A 20,391-nucleotide genomic window follows, 5' to 3' on the forward strand; every position below is an offset into this window, starting at 1 on the left:
CGGCGCATTCATTCGAATCCATATTTGAGTGTATCAGCGAACCCAAAAGGTTGCGCAACGAATGGGCAAATTAAGGATGCGAGTGGAAGCATCCATGCGATAAGCGGATACAAAGCATCTTTGTTGCACAACAAACTTACAGTCGCACGGGGAAATTATGGCTACCCCGTGCGTCGCGATGAAGACATACGGCAGGAGCAGGCTCGCCACCTAAATCGTGCGACGGGCCTCGATGGCGCGCCCAAGCGTAAGCTCGTCGGCATACTCCAGGTCGCCGCCCACGGGAAGGCCGCTCGCCAGACGCGATACCTCAACGCCCAGCGGCTTGATAGTGCGGGCCAGGTAGCTCGCCGTGGTCTCGCCCTCGATATTGGGGTTGGTGGCGATGATGACCTCGTGGATGTCCTCGTGGCCCAAGCGTGCCAGCAGCTCACGAATGTGCAACTGCTCGGGACCAATCTTGTCCATGGGACTGATCACGCCGCCCAATACGTGGTAGAGACCGTGGTAGCTGCCCGTGCGCTCAATCGCCTGGACATCGCGCGGCTCGCCCACCACGCAAATGCGAGTGGTATCGCGCATCGAATCCTGGCAGATGGAGCACTCGTCGGCCGTGGCGTAGTTAAAGCAGCGGCTGCAAAAGTGAACCTCCTGCTTAACCTCCAGGATAGCCTCGGCCAGGCGGCGCGCCTCCTCGGCATCGGCCTCGAGCAGGTAATAGGCGATGCGCTGGGCCGACTTGGGACCAATGCCCGGCAGACGGCCCAGCTCATCGAGCAATTTTTGCAGACTATGGTTGGCACTCATATATATGCGTGTCTTAGAACGGCATGCCCGGGATGTTGAGGCCGCCGGTGATGGCGCCCATCTGCTTGTTGGCGAGCTCGTTGACACCGCGGACGGCCTCGTTGACGGCAGCCATGATCATGTCCTGCAGCATATCGACGTCCTCGGGATCGAGGGCATCGGGGTCGATGGTGAGGTTGACGAGCTCCATCTCGCCGTTAACGGTCACCTTGACCATGCCGCCGCCGGCAGAGGCGTCGACGGTCTGGGACTTAAGGTTTTCCTGCGCGGCGGCAAGCTGCTCCTGCATCTTGCGAGCCTGCTTCATCATTTGCTGCATGTTCATACCGGCCATGATGGCTCCTTTACGTGCGGCCGCGCGACAAGCTGCAAGGGCAGCCGGAGCGCGACGGGACTTTCAAACTCAAAAATCGTACCACGGCGCGGGGCAAGCAAGCGGGGCGGACACGCTACCTCAGTCGATATACATGTCCTTGAGCGTGACGCACGCCCAAGATTATGCAAGGTCGAATTATGCAAGGTTGCATAATTATCTCAAGCTACATCTAGCAGAGCTGGAACCAGGCAGTTTATGCGTAGGGCTACAAGGCTACATGGCAAAATGCCGAGCCGCTGCTCGAGGCGGCACGCATGGCGGCTGGGTATAATTTGATTGTCATAGATGACGATTTGGAGGTGCCCTCGTGAATGTCCCAGCCGTACTCCAAAACATCCGCTCAAAACACCCCGTTGCATATGTGGTTCTCTATCTCTTTGTCGTCTGGGTATTACTGGTTATCATCACCCATGCCATAGCTTTTGGAGCAGAACTGCTGATAGCCAGCTCGGACCAGCCCGTCGTCAAATGGGAGACGACCGATGAATGCACCGACGGAACCCGAACCATTTACTACAACAGCCCGTCCCCCTACCAAGAGTTCAAGGTCAAGATAAAGGACTCCAAGATTGTCGGTGCCGAACCAGGCGCTTTCTTGACAATCGGAGCAACCCTCGACGCCGAGCAAGTCGAGTACACGGACAGCCGCGCGACGTATCGTGTCGACCTCAGCACCCTAGGCCGACCGTCACGCATCTGCCTGCTCGAATGCGAGACACGCGGCACCACGCTACACATGTACGAAATACAGATGCGCCCGGACAAAAGAAAGTGATGTACGGCCCGAGTCGAAACAGACTAGGCATAGACTCGTCCGCCTTCGTAGGCAAAACGCAGGATGAGCGGGGCATTGTTGCGCACGAAATCATCGAGTTCTTTGAGGTTCGCTTCGCTAAAGCCCTCGTGTGACACCCAATTGAATGCCGGCAAGATACACTCCGCCGTGTCAAAACCCCAATCGCGCGGGCGCTCCACAACAACCTTCACCGTGTTGTCCTCCCGGACTTCGGAATACGAAACCTGCGTATCGTCCTCAAGGCGGACATATTCCCACATCATAAGCTCGCTCCGTTCAAAGGGTTCTCTTCTTGAGCAGTATACCCGCCTGCGCAGCTACTCCACCGGCTTGAAGATGGTGGACTGGCCGAAAACGCTGCGGATGAGGGCTTTGGCCTCGTCCTCGGTCTGCGGGATGTTCGGGGCTGCGCCCTGATGGCCGAAGGGGCTGCCCGCACCGGGGTTGGACTCCCAGGGAGCCGCGGGGGCGTCGTCGCTTGTGGGGGCCGCGGATGCCGCCGCGGCGGGCTTGGGCGCGGACGCCGCACCCGGCACGTCGAACGGAGGAAGATCGTCCCCGCTCGCATCGCCGGCAAAGCCGCCGACCATAGCGTCGTCGTAGGGCACCTGCTCGGATTCCCACGGCGCGGGCTGCGCGACAGGCTGAGCCTTGGGGGCAGCCGAGCGCTCGAGCGCACGGGGTGCGGGCTCGGTCGGAAGCTTACCCGTGGCAGGAGCGCCGGCGGGGTTGTCGGAGCGTAGCCAGGGGGCTTTGCCCAGGTCAGACGACTTGGGCGCGGGCGAGACGGGCTTGAACGCGGGGACCGGAGCAGCCGGTTTGGACGCCGCGGGCTTAGGCGCCGACGGGGTCGATGCCGCTACCGGCGCCGCTTGCTGCTGCGGCGCGCTGGCACTCGAGGACACAGGGGCCGCCGAGGACACGGGTTGCGGGTCCGCAGATGCCGCAGCCCGTGCAGATGGAGAATGCTCCTCATGTTGAGGAGCCGGCGTGCCACCCCCACCCAGGACATAGTCGACGGTACGACGACCGAAGACCGCGCAGACCGTCGGCAGGACCACCGACTGCGTATCGGCGCGACCGAGCATCTTAATGGCAAAAGTCGAACCCGCGGGGAACGAGACCGTGAGCTTGGAGCCGTCGTCGGCCGTGGCGCGGGCGTTGAGCAAAAGCCCTGCGTAGGAAGCCTGGCGCGCCTTGACACGCTCGACAACCTCGGCCCATTTGCGCTGCAGCTCTCCGGCATCCTCGACCGCGGGCGTCTCGGCAGCACCGGCGGCGGCAACCTGGACGGCATTGTTGGACTGGGGCTTAGGTGCCGGAACGGTGGCAGGCGCGGGGGCCGGAGCCGCAACGGGTTGAGGTGCAGGCGTTACAGGTTTGGGCGCCGGCGCAGGAGCCGCGGACTTGGGCGCAGGCTGGGCAGCCGGAGCGGCAGCACCACGGTCCCAAGGCATACCGCCCTGGCGCGCGGACGTAGCAGCAGGGGCAGCGGATGCCGCCGGAGCAGCAGCACGGACGCCCGAAATTAGCGTCGGCTGCTGGGCAGCAGCGGGTACGGATGCTGCAGGCGCGGCGGCCTGAGCAGCAGCCACGCTCGCCGGAACGGCGGCGTTGGCAACCATGGCCTCCAAGCGAGCTACGCGCTCAGCCAAAGCTTCAATCGTCAAATCGGCCTCGGGACGTGCCAGACGCGTGCAGGCAATCTCGAGCACCAGGCGCACGTCGCTCGCGCCCCTCATCTCCAGTGCGGCATCGTCGAGCACTGTCAGCACACGGGCCAGGCGGTCGGCAGGATGCTCGCCAAAGGCAGCGGCCTCGGCAGCAAGTGCCTCGGCCTGCTCGGAGCCACCCTCAAACAGCTCGGCACGGGCACCGGCAACGCAGGCAACGTACACGTCACGCACATGCGCCACCAGGTCACGCGTCAGCTCCAGCAGGTCGTTTCCTTCCTCGACCTGCGCGCGAATAAGCCCATACAGCTCGGCAACATCACGATCGGCAATGGCGCGGGAAAACTCGCCCAGAATCTGGTCCGAAACCTCGCCCAAAAGCGAGCGGGCATCGTCCGCATGCACAGCGCCGTTGCCAAAAACGCTCAGCTGCTCCAGCGTGGACAACGCGTCGCGCATGCCGCCCTTTGCATGGCGCGCCACGATGGCCAGCGCCTCGTCGTCGTAATCGAATCCCTCCTGCTCGCACACGTAGGACAGTCGATGCGCAATATCCTCGTTGCCGATGCGATGGAAATCGAAACGCTGGCAGCGTGAGAGGATGGTCTCCAGAATCTTTTGCGGGTCGGTGGTGCACAGCACAAAGATCACGTGTGCCGGCGGCTCCTCAAGCGTCTTGAGCAGCGCGTTGAACGCCGCCGTCGTGAGCATGTGGACCTCGTCGATGATATAGATCTTGTACTTGCCGCGCACCGGGGCAAAGTTGACGGAGTTGATGATCTCCTCGCGCACGTTGTCCACGCCGGTACGGCTTGCGGCATCGAGCTCGTAGACATCGGGGTGGTTGCCCTCGGCAATGAGCTCGCACTCCTCGCAAGTACCGTCGGGCATGCAGCCGCTTGCACCCTCGGCGCGCGCCGCCTCGGCATTGCGGCACAGCAGCGCCTTGGCCAGAATGCGCGCCATGGTGGTCTTGCCCGTGCCGCGCGGTCCGCAGAACAGGTAGGCGTGGGACAGGCGCCCCTCGGTGATGGCGTGCTCGAGCGTCGAGACGATATGCTGCTGGCCCACCACGGAGTCGAAGGTGAGCGGGCGATACTTTCGGTACAACGATTCCATGGGTGCTCCCCCGGGTATACTGAGTCTTGTTGCCGCGGCGGCCATGCGGTCGCACGGCATACTGCATTCCATAATAACCCGTACGGCGAGTCCGCCGCGATAGGAGTCCAAAGAGCATGGCAGACGCAGAGAGCAACCTCATTCCCTCCGAAGCAGCCGACCAGGTCGAGGTCGCGCTCGAGGCGCAGGCCGCGGCCGATGACGGCATTCTGTACCTCAACGAGTATCAGTACGAAAACGACCTCGTCACCGACTTCGCCCGCCTGGTCGCCTCGCCCAGGCGCCGTGGCTCCCTGTACGTCGCCGCCGCGATTGCCGTGCTCATCGGCATCGGCATGCTGGTGGCCGGCGGCAGCTGGATCAAGTTCGGCGTCGTGCTGATCGTGTTCGGCGCCTTTTTGGCCTGGTGGAGCAAAAATCTGCACCATACGCTCGCGCGCGACTTTATCGAAGCCGTCGAGGCAGACGAGTCCATGGGCGGCCGCTACCGCCGCGTCGCCGCCAACGAGGACGGCCTGATGGTCTGGGGCAAGAGCGGCAAGTCGCAGTTCTTCCCGTTTGAGAAGCTCGACCACGTGCTCGACGGCGAGCGCATCTTTGTGGCCATGTTCGCCGACCAGGGCGTGACGATCCCCAAGGACACCTTTGTTCGCGGCGATGCCGAGCAGTTTGGCCCCTTCCTCAAGGCGCGCATCAACAAAAAACTCCGCATCGAGACCAAACGCAAGAAGATGAAGGCCGAGAAGGCCGCAGCCGAAGCCAAGCAGGGCGACAAGCCCCAGGAGACCAAGGGCAAGCAGCGCAAGCAGAAGAAGAACAAGAAGAAGCGCTAAGACCAAACCAGACAGGCAGCCTCGCATCCCGCTATCCTCGCCATCTGCCCGAGCGTGCTACACTAGCAGCATCTATGCCACCGCGAACGGCTCGGCCCCGCGCCCGCCGCTCGCAAACGAACTTTAAACGCACGAGGGTTGGCCATGCCGCTTTTCTCGCAACATACCGCCCGGTTCTCGCCGGACGTTCCTTTGGAGGGCACCAGCTCTCGCGAGCTGCTCAAGCGGTACCAGCCGCTCGAGACACTTGCGACCGGCGGTTTTGGCTCCATCGAGATCTGCCGCGACACGCACCTGCGCCGCCGCGTCGCCATTAAACGCATCCCCCTTATCAACGGTGCCGGCATGCCCGCTAGCGACATCATGGATGTCCTGCGCGAGGCGCACACTGCCGCCATGCTTCAACATCCCAACATCGTGCAGGTTATCGACTTTACGCACGACACAGCCTATGCCTACCTGGTTATGGAATATGTCGATGGCATGTCGCTGGCCGAGTTTTTGCACCGCGCGGACGGCCACTCACTTACCTTTGACGAGGCCGCGGCCATTGCCGATGCCCTGGGCCAGGCGCTCACCTTCGCCCACAGTAATGGCGTACTCCACCTGGACATTAAGCCCGCCAACGTGCTCATCGACCACTCGGGCAATGTAAAGCTCACCGACTTTGGCATGGCGCGGCTGTCGTCCGCCGGTGGCTTTGGCGGCTCACGCGGCGGCACCATCGGCTACATGCCGCCCGAGCAGCTCGATATCGAGACCGGCACGGTCGACGAGCGCGCCGATGTCTTTGCCCTCGCCTGTGTGATCTACGAGGGCCTGTGCGGCAGCGCTCCTTTTATGGCGGCCACGCCCGCCGACTCGCTCGGCCGCATCATCGGCGGCGCCACCTATCCCAGCGAGCTGATACCACACTTTCCCCCGGGAGCCGAGGCCGCGCTCATGAGCGCGCTCTCCCCCATGCCGCAGGACCGCCCCAACAGCATCGAGGCATTTTGCGACCAGCTCCTTGCCGGTCTGGGCAGCGTGCGCGAAGGCCGTCGCAGCCTGGAGCAAATGGTTGGCGAACTTTCGGATGACGAGCAGGAGCTCGACGATATCGAGCCGTCGCACTACGAGGACGACGCCATCGAAGTCGACCCCGCACTCGGCTGGGCAGGCACGCGCTGGAGCCATGCGCGCGACTACGCCATGCACGCTATCTCGGCGCTAACGTGCGGCGCCTTTAGCTTTTTGCTGATGCAGACGGCCGGCGTCGCGGCGCTTCCCGGCCTGGTCATTGCGGCTATCGCGATCGGAGCGGCGGCCGGCCTGGCCCCCCAGATTGGCTCGGCCATCTCGGCTGTGGGCTTTTTGGTGCTCATGGCAAACGCCACCATGCAGGCACAGGGCGTCCTGTCGATGTTGCCCGTCGCGGTGATCTTTGCCGCCGCCATGTCCGGTTGGTGGATCGCCTGGGGTCGCACCGAGGCTGCCGCGAGCGCCGCACTCACCTGTGCACTCGCGCTTGGCTGTCTGACCGGCAATACCTTCCTGGCAGCTGGGGTCACCGCCGGCGTCGCGTCATTTTGGCTCGGCCCGGCAAGCGCCGCCGCGGCAACGGGCATGGGCGCACTTTTTGCCCGTCTGGCCACGGTCGCGCTTTCAGCCGGAGGCGTGCTGGGGCTCGGTAACGTTGCCGCAGCGCTGGGAGACCCACTCCTTTGGGCTGCCTTTGTGCTGGTAGCGGCAACTGCCGCGGCGTCATCTGCGCTGCTCAACGCCCATGCCAAGCGTGCCGATCAGGGCTCAAACCTTGCCGTAATCGCCGCCATCGCTGTCGCCGGCATCGGCTGCGCAGCGGCGTCCTGTCTTGCACACCATATGGAAATTGCCAGCCTTGCAGCCGCGGTCGTCGCCAAGGCGGCGGTTGCGGGAACCCTATCCTCTATAATCGTTGGGATATGCCTATATTTGCTCGGATACCAAAGAACCTATACGGAGAGTGATCTTTCGTGAACTTCCTGAACATCTTCGAGGACCACGTGGCCGGCATCTTCGGTGCCACCCGTGCCCCGTTCTCCTTTAAGAAGCTTGCCAAGCAGGCCGCTCGCGACATGGAGGATCAGACTCTGGTGATCAACGGCGTCAACACGGCGCCGGCACTCTATACCATCCTGATCGCCGCCGACGACGATCCCATGCTCGCCCCGTTCTACCCCGAGCTTTCGCGCGAGGTCCGCGAGTTTGTGAAGGCGCAGGCCGAAAAGCGCCGCTATGTCTTTGTCGGCGAGCCCCTCGTGCGCTTTATGATCGATCCGCAGCTGCGCGCCGGCAAGTTCTCGGTCTTTGCCGAGAACGTCGATGCCCCCACGCTCGGCCGCCTGTACGAAGAAGAGCGCGCCTATCAAAACGGTCTGGGCCAAAACAACTCCGCGGCAAGCCGTGCCGCCAGCGCCCCGCGCGCCGGCCAGCAGCAGTTTGCTGCCCCGCAGCCGCAGCGCCCCGCCGCCATGCCCCAGCAGCAGCCGACGCCTCGCGCCGCCGCTCCTGACCCGCTTGCCGTAGCAGATCCCTTCGCGCCTAGCGTCCCCGACCCCGCCGCTCCTATCCCGGTGCCGCAGACCGTCTCGCGCGACGCGCTTGCCGGCATGGGCGGAGCCGCCGCGACCGGTGCCGCCGTGGGCCTAGGCGCCGCAGCCGGCATCGCCTCCAACATGGCGAGCACTCGCGCCCCGCAGCGCCCGCTCGCCCAGCTCGTCGACGTCGTGAGCGGCGAGAGCCATAGCATCACCTCCGCACAGGTGACTATCGGTCGCGAGCGCTCAGTTTCCGATATTGCCCTGCGCGACCCCAACGTGTCGCGCCGCCACGCCCAGCTCACCTTTACGGGCTCGGATTGGTCGATCGAGGACCTCAATTCCACCAACGGCACGCTCGTCAACAACCGCCGCATTACGCGCTGCCCGCTGCGCAACGGCGATCTGCTGACGTTTGGCCTGAGCACCTTTGAATTTAGGGGATAGTCTCTTATGAACATCGATATCGTCCTTTTTGCAGGCCGCATCGTCCTGGTCGCCCTGCTCTATATCTTCCTGTTCGCCGTCATGAAGACCGGCGTGGGACTTGTGCGCGGGCAGCGTCGCGACTCGGCTATCTGGACGATCGATGTGGACAAGGGTCCGCGCGGTATCCGCGGCATCCACGTAGACATGCTCGGCCCCGTCATCGTCGGTCGCTCGCCATCTTCGGACATCTGCATCAACGAACCGTTCGTCTCGGCCTCGCATGCGCGCTTTTCGCTGCAGGGCCCGGCGCTCATCATCGAGGACCTCAACTCGCTTAACGGCACGCTCGTCAACGGCCGCCAGCTCGTGGAGCCCGCAACGCTGCGCGAGGGTGACGAGGTCCAGATTGGCGACGTGGTCATGAAGGTGAACCGTCGATGATCGACGAGGAGAACAAGTCCGCAACCATGCCCGAGACGCCGACTGCCCCCGCAGCTGCGCCGGCCCATGCCGCTCCGGCGCGCCCTGCGACCGTGAAGCCCGAGGACACCGTGTTCTCCCTGCCTCTTTCGCATGTAACTCAAGAATATCCGGCACTCGTCGATGACGAGGATGCCGACACCGAGCAGCTCGACGCCCCCATCGGGGCGCACGCTGCCGAGCCGCCCGCGGAACCGGAGACAACGCCCGCACCGGCTCACTTTGCCGAGCCCGTCGCCGAGGCGATGAACGAGAGCGCTGCCGTGTTTGCAGCCCCCGAGCCTGCCGCGCCGGTATTCCCCGTCGCCCCGGCAAGCGAGGCGGCACCCGCGTCCGCAACGCCTGTCGAAGTTGAGCGGCCCGTTGCCGCGCCCGCCGCAGCTCCCGAGCCCTCTGCTCAACCCCAGAGCACGCCCGCGCCGTCGCACTTTGCGACGCCCGAGCCGACGGCTGTCGAGCCGCAGCAGGACGGCGATCCCGCCGACCGCGTAACCGAAGATCTCAACCTTCCGGACATCTCCGACGCCAAGTCGGGCAACGATGCCGACACCGTCTCCCCCGGCGACACCGCCGAGATCGATGTCGCCGCCGTGGAGGCAAAGCTCAAAGATCCCGGCTCGACCATGAGCTTTGAGCCGCTGACCGACGAGCGCATCGAGACCGACTCGACCTACGACGCCGGCACCACCACGCAGCTTATGTGGGGCGCCCGCTCCGACGTCGGATGTGTACGCCCGCACAATGAGGACTCCTATCTGGTGCAGTCGCCGCTCTTTTGCGTGTGCGACGGCATGGGAGGACACGCCGCCGGCGAGGTGGCATCCTCCATCGCCGTCGAGACCATCGCCAAGACGGCGCCGCAGTCCGCCGACGCCGCGCGCCTGGCCGCAGCCGTCGAGGCCGCCAACGCCGCCGTGATCGAGGCCGCCCTCAACGGCCTGGGCAAACCCGGCATGGGATGCACGGCCACCTGCGCCTACATCGAAAACGACACGCTCGCCATCGCCCACGTGGGCGACTCGCGCGCCTACCTGCTCCACGAGGGTACGCTCATCCGCGTGACCCGCGACCACTCCTACGTGGAGGAGCTCGTGGATGCCGGCGAGATTACGGCCGACGAGGCCCGCGTCCACCCCAACCGCTCGGTCATCACCCGCGCGCTGGGCTCGGATCCCGCCATGTATGCCGACCACTTTACCCTGCACATCGAGGAAGGCGACCGCCTGATTCTGTGCTCCGACGGTCTTTCGAGCATGATTCCCGATAGCGATATCGAGAATATCGCTACGCAGTCCTCGACCGCACAGATCTGTGTCGACAACCTGGTGGACGCGGCGCTCGCCGCCGGAGGCCACGACAATGTGACCGTGGTGGTCGTCGACCTGGTCGACGACGGCGTCATGCGCGAGGCAAAACGCGTCCGACGCCGCAATGTCACCATCGCCGCCATCTTGGCCCTTGTCTTTGTGCTGGTAGCAGGCATCTGGGCATACACGGGCATCACCGGCTCCTATTACTTGGGAACCTACCACGGCAATGTCGCCGTCTGGCGCGGCCTGCCCGGCAAGACACTCGGGGTCGAGCTCCACTGGCTCGAGAGCGAAACCAGCATCAAACTGTCCGACCTGCCCGAAGACACGCAAAACCGCCTGAAGGCAGGCATTACGCAAACGAGTGTCGACGATGCGCAGGACACCATTTCCAAGTACCGCCATCAGATTGACGAGGAGCAGACCCGTCAGGTGATTGACGCGCAAACGATTCGCGACAACACCGATCAGAAATCCACCTCCGAGTCAGATTCCGAGAAAACCGCCGAACAGTCAGCCGAGGCCGAAGCCTCCGATAAGAATTAGAAAGGGAGTGCCGCTTATGAGTCGCCGCAACACCGAACTGCTCTTGCTCATCGCCTCGGCGTTCCCCGTCATCCTGCTCTATGCGATGTACGTGCTCACCGCGGGTGCCACGATTTCCTTTGAGACGCTCGCCGTGCCGATCGGCCTCTTTGCCGCCTTCGCCGCGGCGCATATCGCCGTGCGCATCCTGGCGCCCGGCGCCGACCCCGCCATCCTGCCCATCGTCTTTGTGCTCTCGGGCATCGGCATCACATTCGTGACGCGCCTAGCCCCCGACCTCGCCATCTCGCAGCTCATCATCTTGTTTGTCTCGGTGGCGCTCATGGTGGGAACGCTCGCGCTGGTCAAGAACCTCGACGTGGTCATGCGCTACAAGTACACCTTTGGCATTATCGGCATCATCCTGCTGATGCTGCCGATCTTTATCGGCACCACGATTTCGGGCTCCAAGCTGTGGATTCGCATCGCGGGCTTCACCATCCAGCCCGGCGAGTTCGCCAAGGTCTTCATCGTCCTGTTCCTGGCAGGCTATCTGGCCGAGAACCGCGAGCTGCTCTCCATCTCCAACCGCAAGGTCCTGGGCCTCAAGATTCCGCGCTTCCGCCTGCTGCTGCCGCTGTTTGCCGTGTGGGGCGTGTGCCTGCTCATCGTCGTCTTCGAACGCGACCTGGGCTCGGCCGTCCTGTTCTACACCATCTTTTTGCTGATGCTCTATGTTGCCACGGGACGCTTTTCGTACGTCATCATCGGCCTTGCGCTGCTGGCCGTTGGAGCCGTGGGCGCCTACAAGTTCCTGTCGCACGTGCAGGTGCGTTTCCAGATCTGGGCCGATCCGTTTAAGGACGCCCAGGGCCAGGGCTACCAGATCGTACAGTCACTTTACTCGCTGGCTGACGGCGGCCTGGTTGGCGTCGGCATTGGCAACGGCATGGCAAACAACATCCCCGTCGTCGAGTCTGACTTTATCTTCTCGGCCATCGGCGAGGAAATGGGCCTTTTGGGCGGCGGCGCCGTGCTCATCCTGTTTATGCTTTTTGCCGTGCGCGGCCTCACCACGGCAGCCCGCGCCAAGTCCGACCTTGCCGCCTTTAGCGCGACCGGCCTTACGGCGGCCATCAGCTTCCAGGCATTCTTAATCGTTGGCGGCGTAACCCGCCTAATCCCGCTGACCGGCGTCACCCTGCCCTTTATGAGCCAGGGCGGCTCCTCGCTGTTGGCGAGTTTTATCATCGTCGCGCTGCTGCTGCGCGCCGGCGATGAGGCAACCGGACGCGAAGCCGAGCTCACCGGCACCGGCACCATGGCCGCCATCACCGATGACCAGGTCGCATCCGCCGCCGCCCCGACCGGCACACGTTTTGCCAGCGCATCTTCCTACGGCCACGGCAACCACTCCGCGGGTTCTCGCATGCGTCGTCGCCTGCTCGACACGCCTGAGTCCGGCGTGCTCGGCCGCGTGGCACTTGCCAACCGTCTGACTCGTGCCGTGTTTGCCTTTACGGCGCTGTTCGCCATCCTTATCGGCAACCTCACCTATGTCCAGGTCATCAAGGCGAAGGACTACCAGGACATGCCGACCAACAACCACACCATCGCCCGCTCCAAGTACATCCAGCGCGGCTCCATCATCACGTCCGACGGCGTGACACTAGCCGAGTCGCTGCAGCAGGAGGACGGCACCTACGCCCGTTCCTACCCCAACGGCAACATGGCCGCGCACGTGGTGGGCTACGTGAGCCAGCAATACGGCACCGCCGGCATCGAGAGCGTCATGAACGATACGCTCACCGGCTCCAAGGATTACTCCAGCTGGAACAACGCCATCGCGTCGCTCGCGGGGCAGACCCAGCCGGGCAATACCGCCAAGCTCACCATCGACTCGCGCATCCAGACGGCTGCCGAGCAGGCGCTCAAGGGCTTTAAGGGCGCTGTGGTGGTCATGGATCCGCGCACCGGTGCGGTCCTTGCGTGCGCGAGCTCGCCCACCTACGACAACACCAACATCGATGCGCTGCTCCAGTCGGGCGGCGGCGAGGACGGCTCCATGTACGACCGCGCCATGGACGCGCTCTACACCCCGGGCTCGACCTTTAAGGTCGTCACACTCTCCGCGGCGCTCGAAACCGGCACCGCCAGCCTTACCAGCACGTACCAGGCGCCCGGCTCCATGGATATTGGCAACGCGCCGGTCACCAACTCTGCCAACGAGAGCTACGGCACCATCAGCCTGCAGCAGGCCTTCGCCGTGTCGTCCAACGTCGTCTTTGGCCAGGTGGCAAATGAGGTCGGCGCCAGCTCGCTCGTCCAGTTTGCCAACGCCTTTGGCTACGGTCAAAAGCTCGGTCAGGATCTGACCACCGCGGCTTCCATCATGGCCGACCCGTCGCTTATGACCGAGTGGGAGACCGCTTGGGCAGGCGCCGGCCAGCCCGTCGGCATGGACCACACGCCTGGCCCGCAGACCACCGTTATGCAGAATTGCGTGATCGCTGCAGCTATCGCCAACAGCGGCGTGGTCATGGACCCGTTCTTTGTTTCCCAGATACTCGCCCCGGACGGAACCGTTGTTAAGACCACGCAGTCCCGCTCGCTGGGCCAGGCCGTCAGCTCTGCCACGGCCGACCAGGTCAAGCAGGCCATGCTCGCCGTCGTCCAGTCCGGTACCGGCACCGATGCCCAGATTCCGGGCGTCAAGGTTGCCGGCAAGACGGGTTCGGCCGAGACCGGCGGCACCAACGTCAACTCTATGTTTGTTGGCTTTGCACCTTACGATTCACCCACGGTTGCCATCTCGGTGGCCCTGGAGGATTTCGACAAACACGACGTCGAGGCGGCCAAGATTGCCGGCATCGTCCTGACCGCGGCGCTCGCCGCACAGGGAGCGTGATGCCCGTGATCAAAGCGGATACTTGGGGCGCGCCGCGGCCGATGAGCTAGCGGCAACGCGCCACACGGCCCCAGCGGCCACACATTTGGTACTACACACATCGTTGAGCGAATAGTTATGTTAGGAGCAGGAATGGAACAGAGGGTCCTCGGGGGAAGATACCTCCTCAAGGATAAGGTGGGAACGGGCGGTATGGCGACCGTCTTCCGTGCACAGGATCAGGTCCTCGACCGCACGGTTGCCGTCAAGATCATGCTGCCGCAGTATGCCGGCGACGCCACCTTCGCCGCCCGCTTTAAGCAGGAGGCCCAGGCAGCTGCCGGCCTGTCCTCCCCCTATATCGTGGGCGTCTACGACTGGGGCAAGGACGGCGACACCTATTACATCGTCATGGAGTACTTGCGCGGTACCGACCTTAAGAGCGGCATCAAGAGCCACGGCGCCCTCGATCCCAAGAAGGTCGCGCAGATCGGCTCGCAGATCAGCTCCGCGCTTTCGGTCGCACACAAGCACGAGATCATCCACCGCGACATTAAGCCGCAAAACATCATGGTGCTGCCCGACGGCAACATCAAGGTCATGGATTTTGGCATCGCACGCGCCAAGAACAGCCACCTCACGCAAGATAACAACGTGCTGGGCACCGCCCACTATGTAAGCCCCGAGCAGACCCGCGGCCAGGACCTCGGCCCCACCTCGGATATCTACTCGCTGGGTGTCGTCATGTACGAGTGCGCCACCGGCCGCGTTCCCTTTGACGGCGACGACGTCATCTCGGTCGCGCTCAAGCAGGTCAACGAGCTCCCCATCCCGCCGAGCCAGATCAACTCCGGCGTCGATGCCGACCTGGAGCGCATCATCCTCAAGTGCATGGAGAAGGACCCGGCAAACCGCTTCCAGACGGCCGACGAGCTGCGCCAGGTGCTCAACAGCTACCTGTCCGGCCGTGCCGTCAACGTCTCGGAGCCCACGCGCATCATCGGTGCCGCCGGCGACCTGGGTGCCACCAAGACCCGCGAGCTTTCCGACTCAACGCGCGCTATGGTTCGTCCCGTCTCGGGTGTGAGCGGTCAGAACACCGCCCGTAGCGCTGTCTCGGGCTCCACGGGCTCCTACGAGGTCGAGAAGCCTAAGTCCAACAAGAACAAGATCATTGCCGCCGTAATTGCCGCTGTCGCCGTGATTGGCGTTGTAGTGGCCTTTGCCACGGGCATGTTCAGCGGTGAACAGGTCACGGTGCCCGACGTGCTGGGCAAGGACCAGGAAACCGCTATTGAGCAGATCAAGGAAGCCGGCCTTGAGGTTGGCACCGTCGACCAGAGCTACAACGACGATGTCGACGAGGGAAAGGTCGCCGAGCAGACCCCCAACGGTAACACCAAGAAGGCCAAGGGCACGAGGGTGAACCTGGTAATCTCCAAGGGCCCTAAGCCCTCCGAAAAGGTTGAGGTTCCGCAGCTCGTCGGCCTGACCAAGGACCAGGCCGAGGCCGCACTGGCAAGCGTGGGCCTGAAGGGCAGCGCTTCGGAGGAAGCCAATGAGGCCGAAGAGGGCCAGGTCTTTGAGCAGAGCACCGTTGCCGGCAAGGAGGTCGAGAAGGGCACGACTATCTCGTACAAGGTCTCCAGCGGCCCGGACACCACCTCGGTGCCCGATCTGACCGACATGACCGAGGCCCAGGCGCGCAACGCTCTCGACATGGCTGGCTTTGGCGTCGATGTGAGCTACCAGGAAAACGACTCGGTTACCGAGGGCACCGTAATTAGCTGGAACCCCAGCGGCAAGCAGAAGCCCGGTGCCACGATCACCGTCGTCATCGCCAAGAAGTCCGGCAAGGCCAGCGTCCCGGGCAACCTGTACGGCAAGAGCATCTCCGCCGCCGTCACCGCGCTCAACAACGCCGGTTTCTACAACATCGGCTTCTGTGACCAGAACGGCAACCCTGTGAGCGGCAACGAGAATGCTACCGTTACGGGCGTCTCCCCCACCGGTAAGCAATCCACCGACACCACGATCACGCTGACGGTTTCCATCTCCGGTTCCGGCTCCGGCAACGACTCCGAGTCTAGCAACTAACGCAGATCGCTTGTTGCTCCGGGCGGTTTAGACCGCAAACACATTCGCTCAGAAGCGCCCGCTTGCTCCCCCAGCAAGCGGGCGCTTTTCTTTTGACGTGGGATTGCCGCCCATGGATGAACGTGGCTTTAGACCAGAAGAGCCCGGCACCGTGGCGGTACCGGGCTCGTCAAATCTCTGGTGCCCCCGGGCGGATTCGAAAACTCCCCCCGCGGGGAAATGAGTGACGCGGGTGTCGACGGTCCGAATCCTGCCCTTAGACCAGAAGAGCCCGGCACCGTGGCGGTACCGGGCTCGTCAAATCTCTGGTGCCCCCGGGCGGATTCGAAAACTCCCCCCGCGGGGAAATGAGTGACGCGGGTGTCGACGGTCCGAATCCTGCCCTTAGACCAGAAGAGCCCGGCACCGTGGCGGTACCGGGCTCGTCAAATCTCTGGTGCCCCCGGGCGGATTCGAAAACTCCCCCCGCGGGGAAATGAGTGACGCGGGTGTCGACGGTCCGAATCCTGCCCTTAGACCAGAAGAGCCCGGCACCGTGGCGGTACCGGGCTCGTCAAATCTCTGGTGCCCCCGGGCGGATTCGAAAACTCCCCCCGCGGGGAAATGAGTGACGCGGGTGTCGACGGTCCGAATCCTGCCCTTAGACCAGAAGAGCCCGGCACCGTGGCGGTACCGGGCTCGTCAAATCTCTGGTGCCCCCGGGCGGATTCGAAAACTCCCCCCGCGGGGAAATGAGTGACGCGGGTGTCGACGGTCCGAATCCTGCCCTTAGACCAGAAGAGCCCGGCACCGTGGCGGTACCGGGCTCGTCAAATCTCTGGTGCCCCCGGGCGGATTCGAAAACTCCCCCCGCGGGGAAATGAGTGACGCGGGTGTCGACGGTCCGAATCCTGCCCTTAGACCAGAAGAGCCCGGCACCGTGGCGGTACCGGGCTCGTCAAATCTCTGGTGCCCCCGGGCGGATTCGAACCGTCGACACCCGCTTTAGGAGATATGATTTAATGCTACCCCCTACTATTCATCAAGCATCATTGAACACCATATAACCGCAGATAAACATAGCAGTTTGTGTCTTTTACCTCCGGTAGCTGCGCCTACGCTTTTACAAACATATTACTAACAGCTTTAGCTAAACTGCACTCAATGAATTGTTGAAAACTATTCAAAGAAACGGAGTGCAAAGATGTCAGAACAGCCACTAATTAGCGGAAGAGGCACGTGTTGGAAAGACAAGAGATCACCTAACACCTATCGCTATTATTTTTCCCTTGGAGTCAAGGACCCGAAGACAGGGCGCTACAAACGATCCCCAACTTATACGGTTCGCTGCAAGACTAAAACAGAAGCTAAGGCTGCAATGCAGGCCAAGCTGGCTGAAATCAACTCCTCTGGCACGATCACTAAAACTAAAAAGCCCACTTTGCTTGCGTCCTACTGCTGGGCCTTTCATGAAAATAGGAACACCGAGCTTGCGCCAACGAGCTATGAAAGAGAAGCGTACGATTGCAGGCATATCGAAGACCTATTCGGTGCGTTTCAGACAATTGAGGGGCTAACTCCCGATCTAATCGAAGAAGCATATGCCGAAGCTCGTCGTACGGGAAAATACAAACCATCAGAGCTTGTACGAATCAATTCGAAACTGCGTCAGATTCTGTCGAATGCAGTCGCAAAGAGAATAATTGACCGAAACCCCTGCGCTACCGTTCATGTTCGCAGACCACGCAACAAAAGAGAATCACTGACAATCGACCAAGTAGCTACCCTATGCACACATCTTCAACACATTGAGCTCACCGCCGAAGCTGTTGGTACGCTAGTACTAGTGTATACGGGTATGCGGAAAGGCGAGATGCTGGGCCTCGAATGGCGCGATTGGGACCCTGCCAATAAAACCTTGAAAATTGACAGGCAGTACACCAACGACCATGAACTGAGGGCACCCAAGTCACAAGAAAGCCAACGCAAAATCCCCGTTGGAGAAACCTTGGCCGAACGTCTTCAATCATGGTCAGCCATACAAAAAGAGCTCCTGGCCTCTCTGGGGCTGTCCCAGACTGGCAGCACTCCCATCATTAGCGATATTGCTGTCGAGCAAGGGGTCCCTACTGTCTGTCACATGAAAAACTACATCTTCAACCATTGGTTTCGCGATTTCGCAGTTAGCTGCAATCTTGGAATCTATGAGCCGAACAATTCGACTGGCGGAAAACTATATAAGGGCATCTGCCCGCATCAGCTCAGGCATTGCGTAAGCACTTTTATGCTGGCGAACGGATCGGACGTTAGAAGCGTGCAAGGTATTCTTGGCCACGCGGACCCCAATATCACGCTCAAAACGTATACAAGCCTCGTTCAACAATCAGAAATAAAAGCGGTTAAAGGCTACGAAGACTTCATCAACGCCTATATACAGAGAAGCGAGAAATAGCATGTTTTTCATTCATCGTTTTATTCATAATATTACGGTACTATAATACCGTTTCCGCAGGTAGATGCTTTATTTGATTGACAACTAATGAGTTTTAATACATGCTAAAGCTGTCAGATGGCTGCGCATGTAGTCATAGAAACCGGCCCCCCAAGTGCTTATGAACCTGGTAAGTCTTACAAGCACAGGGAGGGCCCTCATTGAAAGGATAGCTCATCATGGCTACACCAAAGATTAGCACTCAGGCGTCCACACCGACTTTCCCCACTGGTGCCGCTCAGTGCGATCGGTTGCTCCGCGTTAACGATATCCGCGAACTCACTGGCTGGAGCGAAAACACCGCGCGCAAGTTTATGCGCGAGTCCGGCAAGCTCATCCAAATCCATCGCTCGAATTACATGTTTGAAAGCTCGTTCTACGAACTTTTCAAGCAGCTTGAAGGTCGTACCGCCCACCTTGACTAGGCGGTAAACATGAGCGAGCTACCGTCGATTTCCGACAGATATTCCGATGATGTTACTGAGCAACGAGAGATTAGAAGGAAAATGGATAACGCGAATTTTATTTCAGTGCCCGACTGGGCGTGTTGTGCCACCACTGTCGCTGCCGAGCGCCTCATCCTCGGCCTAGTATGGAAGCTTGGAAATCCTTCCAAAAACAAACGAGCCATGGGCTTTTACGCAAAAAGCAAATGGATTGAGGAGCGCTACCACCTGAGTAAGAACACGATCTCCCGGGCCTATACCTCTTTGAAGGAAAAGGGGTTTATTCAAAAAGCGGGCGATGGCAGCTGGATGCTTAATTACGCTACAATCTACCGCGCCGCGATTGAAAACGCTTGGGAGCCCCCGAAATCATAAGTCCACAGACCGACTATCGACGTGGGCCTCTGTCAAACAACCGAGTTAAAAACCACTGAGCTAGAATCCGCTTCAACAGAAGAGGATTCTGGCTCAAATGATATCCGACCGTTCGCGCAGCGATGTCTACCGCAATCTGGTAAGAATCGAGGACGGAGAAACCGTCATCGAGGTCGTGAAGGTCGGTAATCGCCGGGCGTCTATAAGAGCATGCCGCGGATGTAAAATGAAACAGGGTCGAACCGAAACAGTTCCCGGACAATTGGCGTCCGGCCAGACACTTCGATTCGACCCTTTTTCATGCCCGCATCTAAAACAATCCCATAATCATTCTCGACATCTTTAACGCCATCACTCTCCCGCCACCAACACGTCGTAGGTGCCATTTTCAACGAATCGATATGGCCGTCCATTCATGGTCTTTAAGGCGCGTGATACCATGAAAACGTGCGGTATTTCTCCAACCGAAAACCTGCGTGAATGCATGACTTGAGACGCCTTTTAGAACTCACCAAGCGCAGGACAAACACAACTCAACAGCGGCCGCGTATTTGTTCCCAGCCGTACGGCATGGCGGAGCCATGCCCATTGTTGATTGGAGTGCCGCACGATGACAGACAACCCAAACGAGAGAAAAATCAGCGAGACGCCCGGCGTGAAGTCCGTCCTCGATGAGGCCGCCGAGCGGATCGAGGCGACATGGCGGGAGAAGCTGCTGCGCGAGACGGGCAGCCTCATGACCGAGAACGCACTGCTCATGGCCCAGGTGGATGAATTCAGCCGCAAGCTCGTCGAGGCGACGGATCGGAACGAAAGACTTGAGGCCGACTGCAATGAGCGGATTGCCTTTATAGAGGAGAAGTTCGAGCTCGATACCGCGAGCCTCGAGCTCGAGAACAACGAGCTCCACGCCGCAAGCGTCAGGTACTCCTCCCGTGCTAAGGAGCTCGACAGGCAGGTCGTTCAGCTCCGCGCCGAGGCTGAAGCCATGGCCGATGAGATCGAGCGCCTGCGCGTCGAGCGTGACGCCGCGTTGAAAGCCCAGGCCGAGCTGAGCGATGCGCTCCTGGCCCAGCACGACCTGATGGCCGCGGTAGCCGCCCTCAAGGACCGCCTCGCCGCCTCCGAGCAGCGGGCAGCCGCGGCCGAGGCCAAGGTCGAGGCCATGACCCAGATGAAGGATGAGTAGGTCGCATAGCATCTAATTTTC

At 61.5% G+C, this 20,391-nt stretch carries 17 protein-coding genes; 12 read left to right on the top strand and 5 right to left on the bottom strand.

The annotated features are described in order from the left end of the window. Positions 1 to 210: 210 nt before the first annotated feature. Positions 211 to 807, bottom strand: a complete 597-nt coding sequence (recR, locus tag DW136_RS01060) for a recombination mediator RecR (RefSeq protein WP_089573257.1) — start codon at positions 805 to 807, stop codon at positions 211 to 213. Positions 808 to 820: 13 nt separating this feature from the next. Further along, a complete protein-coding gene (locus tag DW136_RS01065) occupies positions 821 to 1,141 on the bottom strand; it encodes a YbaB/EbfC family nucleoid-associated protein (RefSeq protein ID WP_006235174.1) in 321 nt (106 codons plus the stop codon). A gap of 349 nt (positions 1,142 to 1,490) precedes the next feature. Between DW136_RS01065 and DW136_RS01070 the strand changes: the two genes are divergently transcribed. Continuing rightward, positions 1,491 to 1,958 (top strand): hypothetical protein, encoded by a 468-nt coding sequence (locus DW136_RS01070; RefSeq protein WP_118288890.1) that lies wholly within the window; start codon positions 1,491 to 1,493, stop codon positions 1,956 to 1,958. 23 nt (positions 1,959 to 1,981) lie between these two features. Here the strand turns inward: DW136_RS01070 and DW136_RS01075 are convergent, their stop codons facing one another. Both DW136_RS01075 and dnaX read right to left on the bottom strand, forming a co-directional pair. After that, a complete protein-coding gene (locus tag DW136_RS01075; protein WP_117638144.1) occupies positions 1,982 to 2,242 on the bottom strand; it encodes a hypothetical protein in 261 nt (86 codons plus the stop codon). A gap of 54 nt (positions 2,243 to 2,296) precedes the next feature. Then, positions 2,297 to 4,771, bottom strand: a complete 2,475-nt coding sequence (gene dnaX / locus DW136_RS10230; RefSeq protein WP_158571415.1) for a DNA polymerase III subunit gamma/tau — start codon at positions 4,769 to 4,771, stop codon at positions 2,297 to 2,299. A 116-nt stretch (positions 4,772 to 4,887) separates the two neighbouring features. Between dnaX and DW136_RS01085 the strand changes: the two genes are divergently transcribed. The 10 genes from DW136_RS01085 to DW136_RS01130 all read left to right on the top strand — a co-directional run bounded on the left by DW136_RS01085 (position 4,888) and on the right by DW136_RS01130 (position 19,181). Beyond that, positions 4,888 to 5,604: a hypothetical protein gene (locus DW136_RS01085; protein WP_117716156.1), complete on the top strand. Its 717-nt coding sequence runs from the start codon at positions 4,888 to 4,890 to the stop codon at positions 5,602 to 5,604. Positions 5,605 to 5,748: 144 nt separating this feature from the next. Continuing rightward, complete coding sequence (locus tag DW136_RS01090; protein WP_118288892.1) at positions 5,749 to 7,602, top strand: serine/threonine-protein kinase; 1,854 nt, start codon at positions 5,749 to 5,751, stop codon at positions 7,600 to 7,602. After that, entirely contained in the window at positions 7,599 to 8,609 is a 1,011-nt protein-coding gene (locus DW136_RS01095; RefSeq protein ID WP_117564937.1) for an FhaA domain-containing protein, read from the top strand. Before DW136_RS01090 ends, DW136_RS01095 begins: the two co-directional genes overlap by 4 nt. Before the next feature lie 6 nt (positions 8,610 to 8,615). Then, a complete protein-coding gene (locus DW136_RS01100) occupies positions 8,616 to 9,032 on the top strand; it encodes an FHA domain-containing protein (protein WP_006235180.1) in 417 nt (138 codons plus the stop codon). Next, positions 9,029 to 10,927, top strand: coding sequence for a Stp1/IreP family PP2C-type Ser/Thr phosphatase (locus DW136_RS01105; RefSeq protein WP_118288893.1), 1,899 nt, complete (start codon positions 9,029 to 9,031; stop codon positions 10,925 to 10,927). The genes DW136_RS01100 and DW136_RS01105 overlap by 4 nt, the downstream gene beginning before the upstream one ends. A gap of 16 nt (positions 10,928 to 10,943) precedes the next feature. Beyond that, a complete protein-coding gene (locus tag DW136_RS01110) occupies positions 10,944 to 13,814 on the top strand; it encodes an FtsW/RodA/SpoVE family cell cycle protein (protein WP_118288894.1) in 2,871 nt (956 codons plus the stop codon). A 132-nt stretch (positions 13,815 to 13,946) separates the two neighbouring features. Then, positions 13,947 to 15,890 carry a Stk1 family PASTA domain-containing Ser/Thr kinase gene (pknB, locus tag DW136_RS01115; protein WP_118288895.1) on the top strand — a complete coding sequence of 648 codons (1,944 nt, stop codon included), beginning with the start codon at positions 13,947 to 13,949 and terminating at the stop codon, positions 15,888 to 15,890. A gap of 1,183 nt (positions 15,891 to 17,073) precedes the next feature. Continuing rightward, positions 17,074 to 18,321 (top strand): tyrosine recombinase XerC, encoded by a 1,248-nt coding sequence (gene xerC, locus DW136_RS01120; protein WP_118288896.1) that lies wholly within the window; start codon positions 17,074 to 17,076, stop codon positions 18,319 to 18,321. A 218-nt stretch (positions 18,322 to 18,539) separates the two neighbouring features. Then, the gene (locus tag DW136_RS01125) at positions 18,540 to 18,785 is read left to right on the top strand and encodes a hypothetical protein (RefSeq protein WP_117640700.1); all 246 of its coding nucleotides are present in this window, start codon (positions 18,540 to 18,542) and stop codon (positions 18,783 to 18,785) included. Between the two features lie 9 nt (positions 18,786 to 18,794). Beyond that, positions 18,795 to 19,181 (top strand): hypothetical protein, encoded by a 387-nt coding sequence (locus DW136_RS01130; protein ID WP_118288897.1) that lies wholly within the window; start codon positions 18,795 to 18,797, stop codon positions 19,179 to 19,181. Positions 19,182 to 19,381: 200 nt separating this feature from the next. Here DW136_RS01130 and DW136_RS01135 read toward each other — a convergent pair whose 3' ends face one another. Then, a complete protein-coding gene (locus DW136_RS01135; RefSeq protein WP_118288898.1) occupies positions 19,382 to 19,594 on the bottom strand; it encodes a hypothetical protein in 213 nt (70 codons plus the stop codon). 197 nt (positions 19,595 to 19,791) lie between these two features. Here DW136_RS01135 and DW136_RS01140 point away from each other — a divergent pair, with 197 nt between their 5' ends. Continuing rightward, complete coding sequence (locus DW136_RS01140; protein WP_118288899.1) at positions 19,792 to 20,370, top strand: hypothetical protein; 579 nt, start codon at positions 19,792 to 19,794, stop codon at positions 20,368 to 20,370. The last annotated feature ends 21 nt before the right edge of the window (positions 20,371 to 20,391 follow it).

Source organism: Collinsella sp. AM12-1 (assembly GCF_003472325.1).
GTDB lineage: Bacteria > Actinomycetota > Coriobacteriia > Coriobacteriales > Coriobacteriaceae > Collinsella.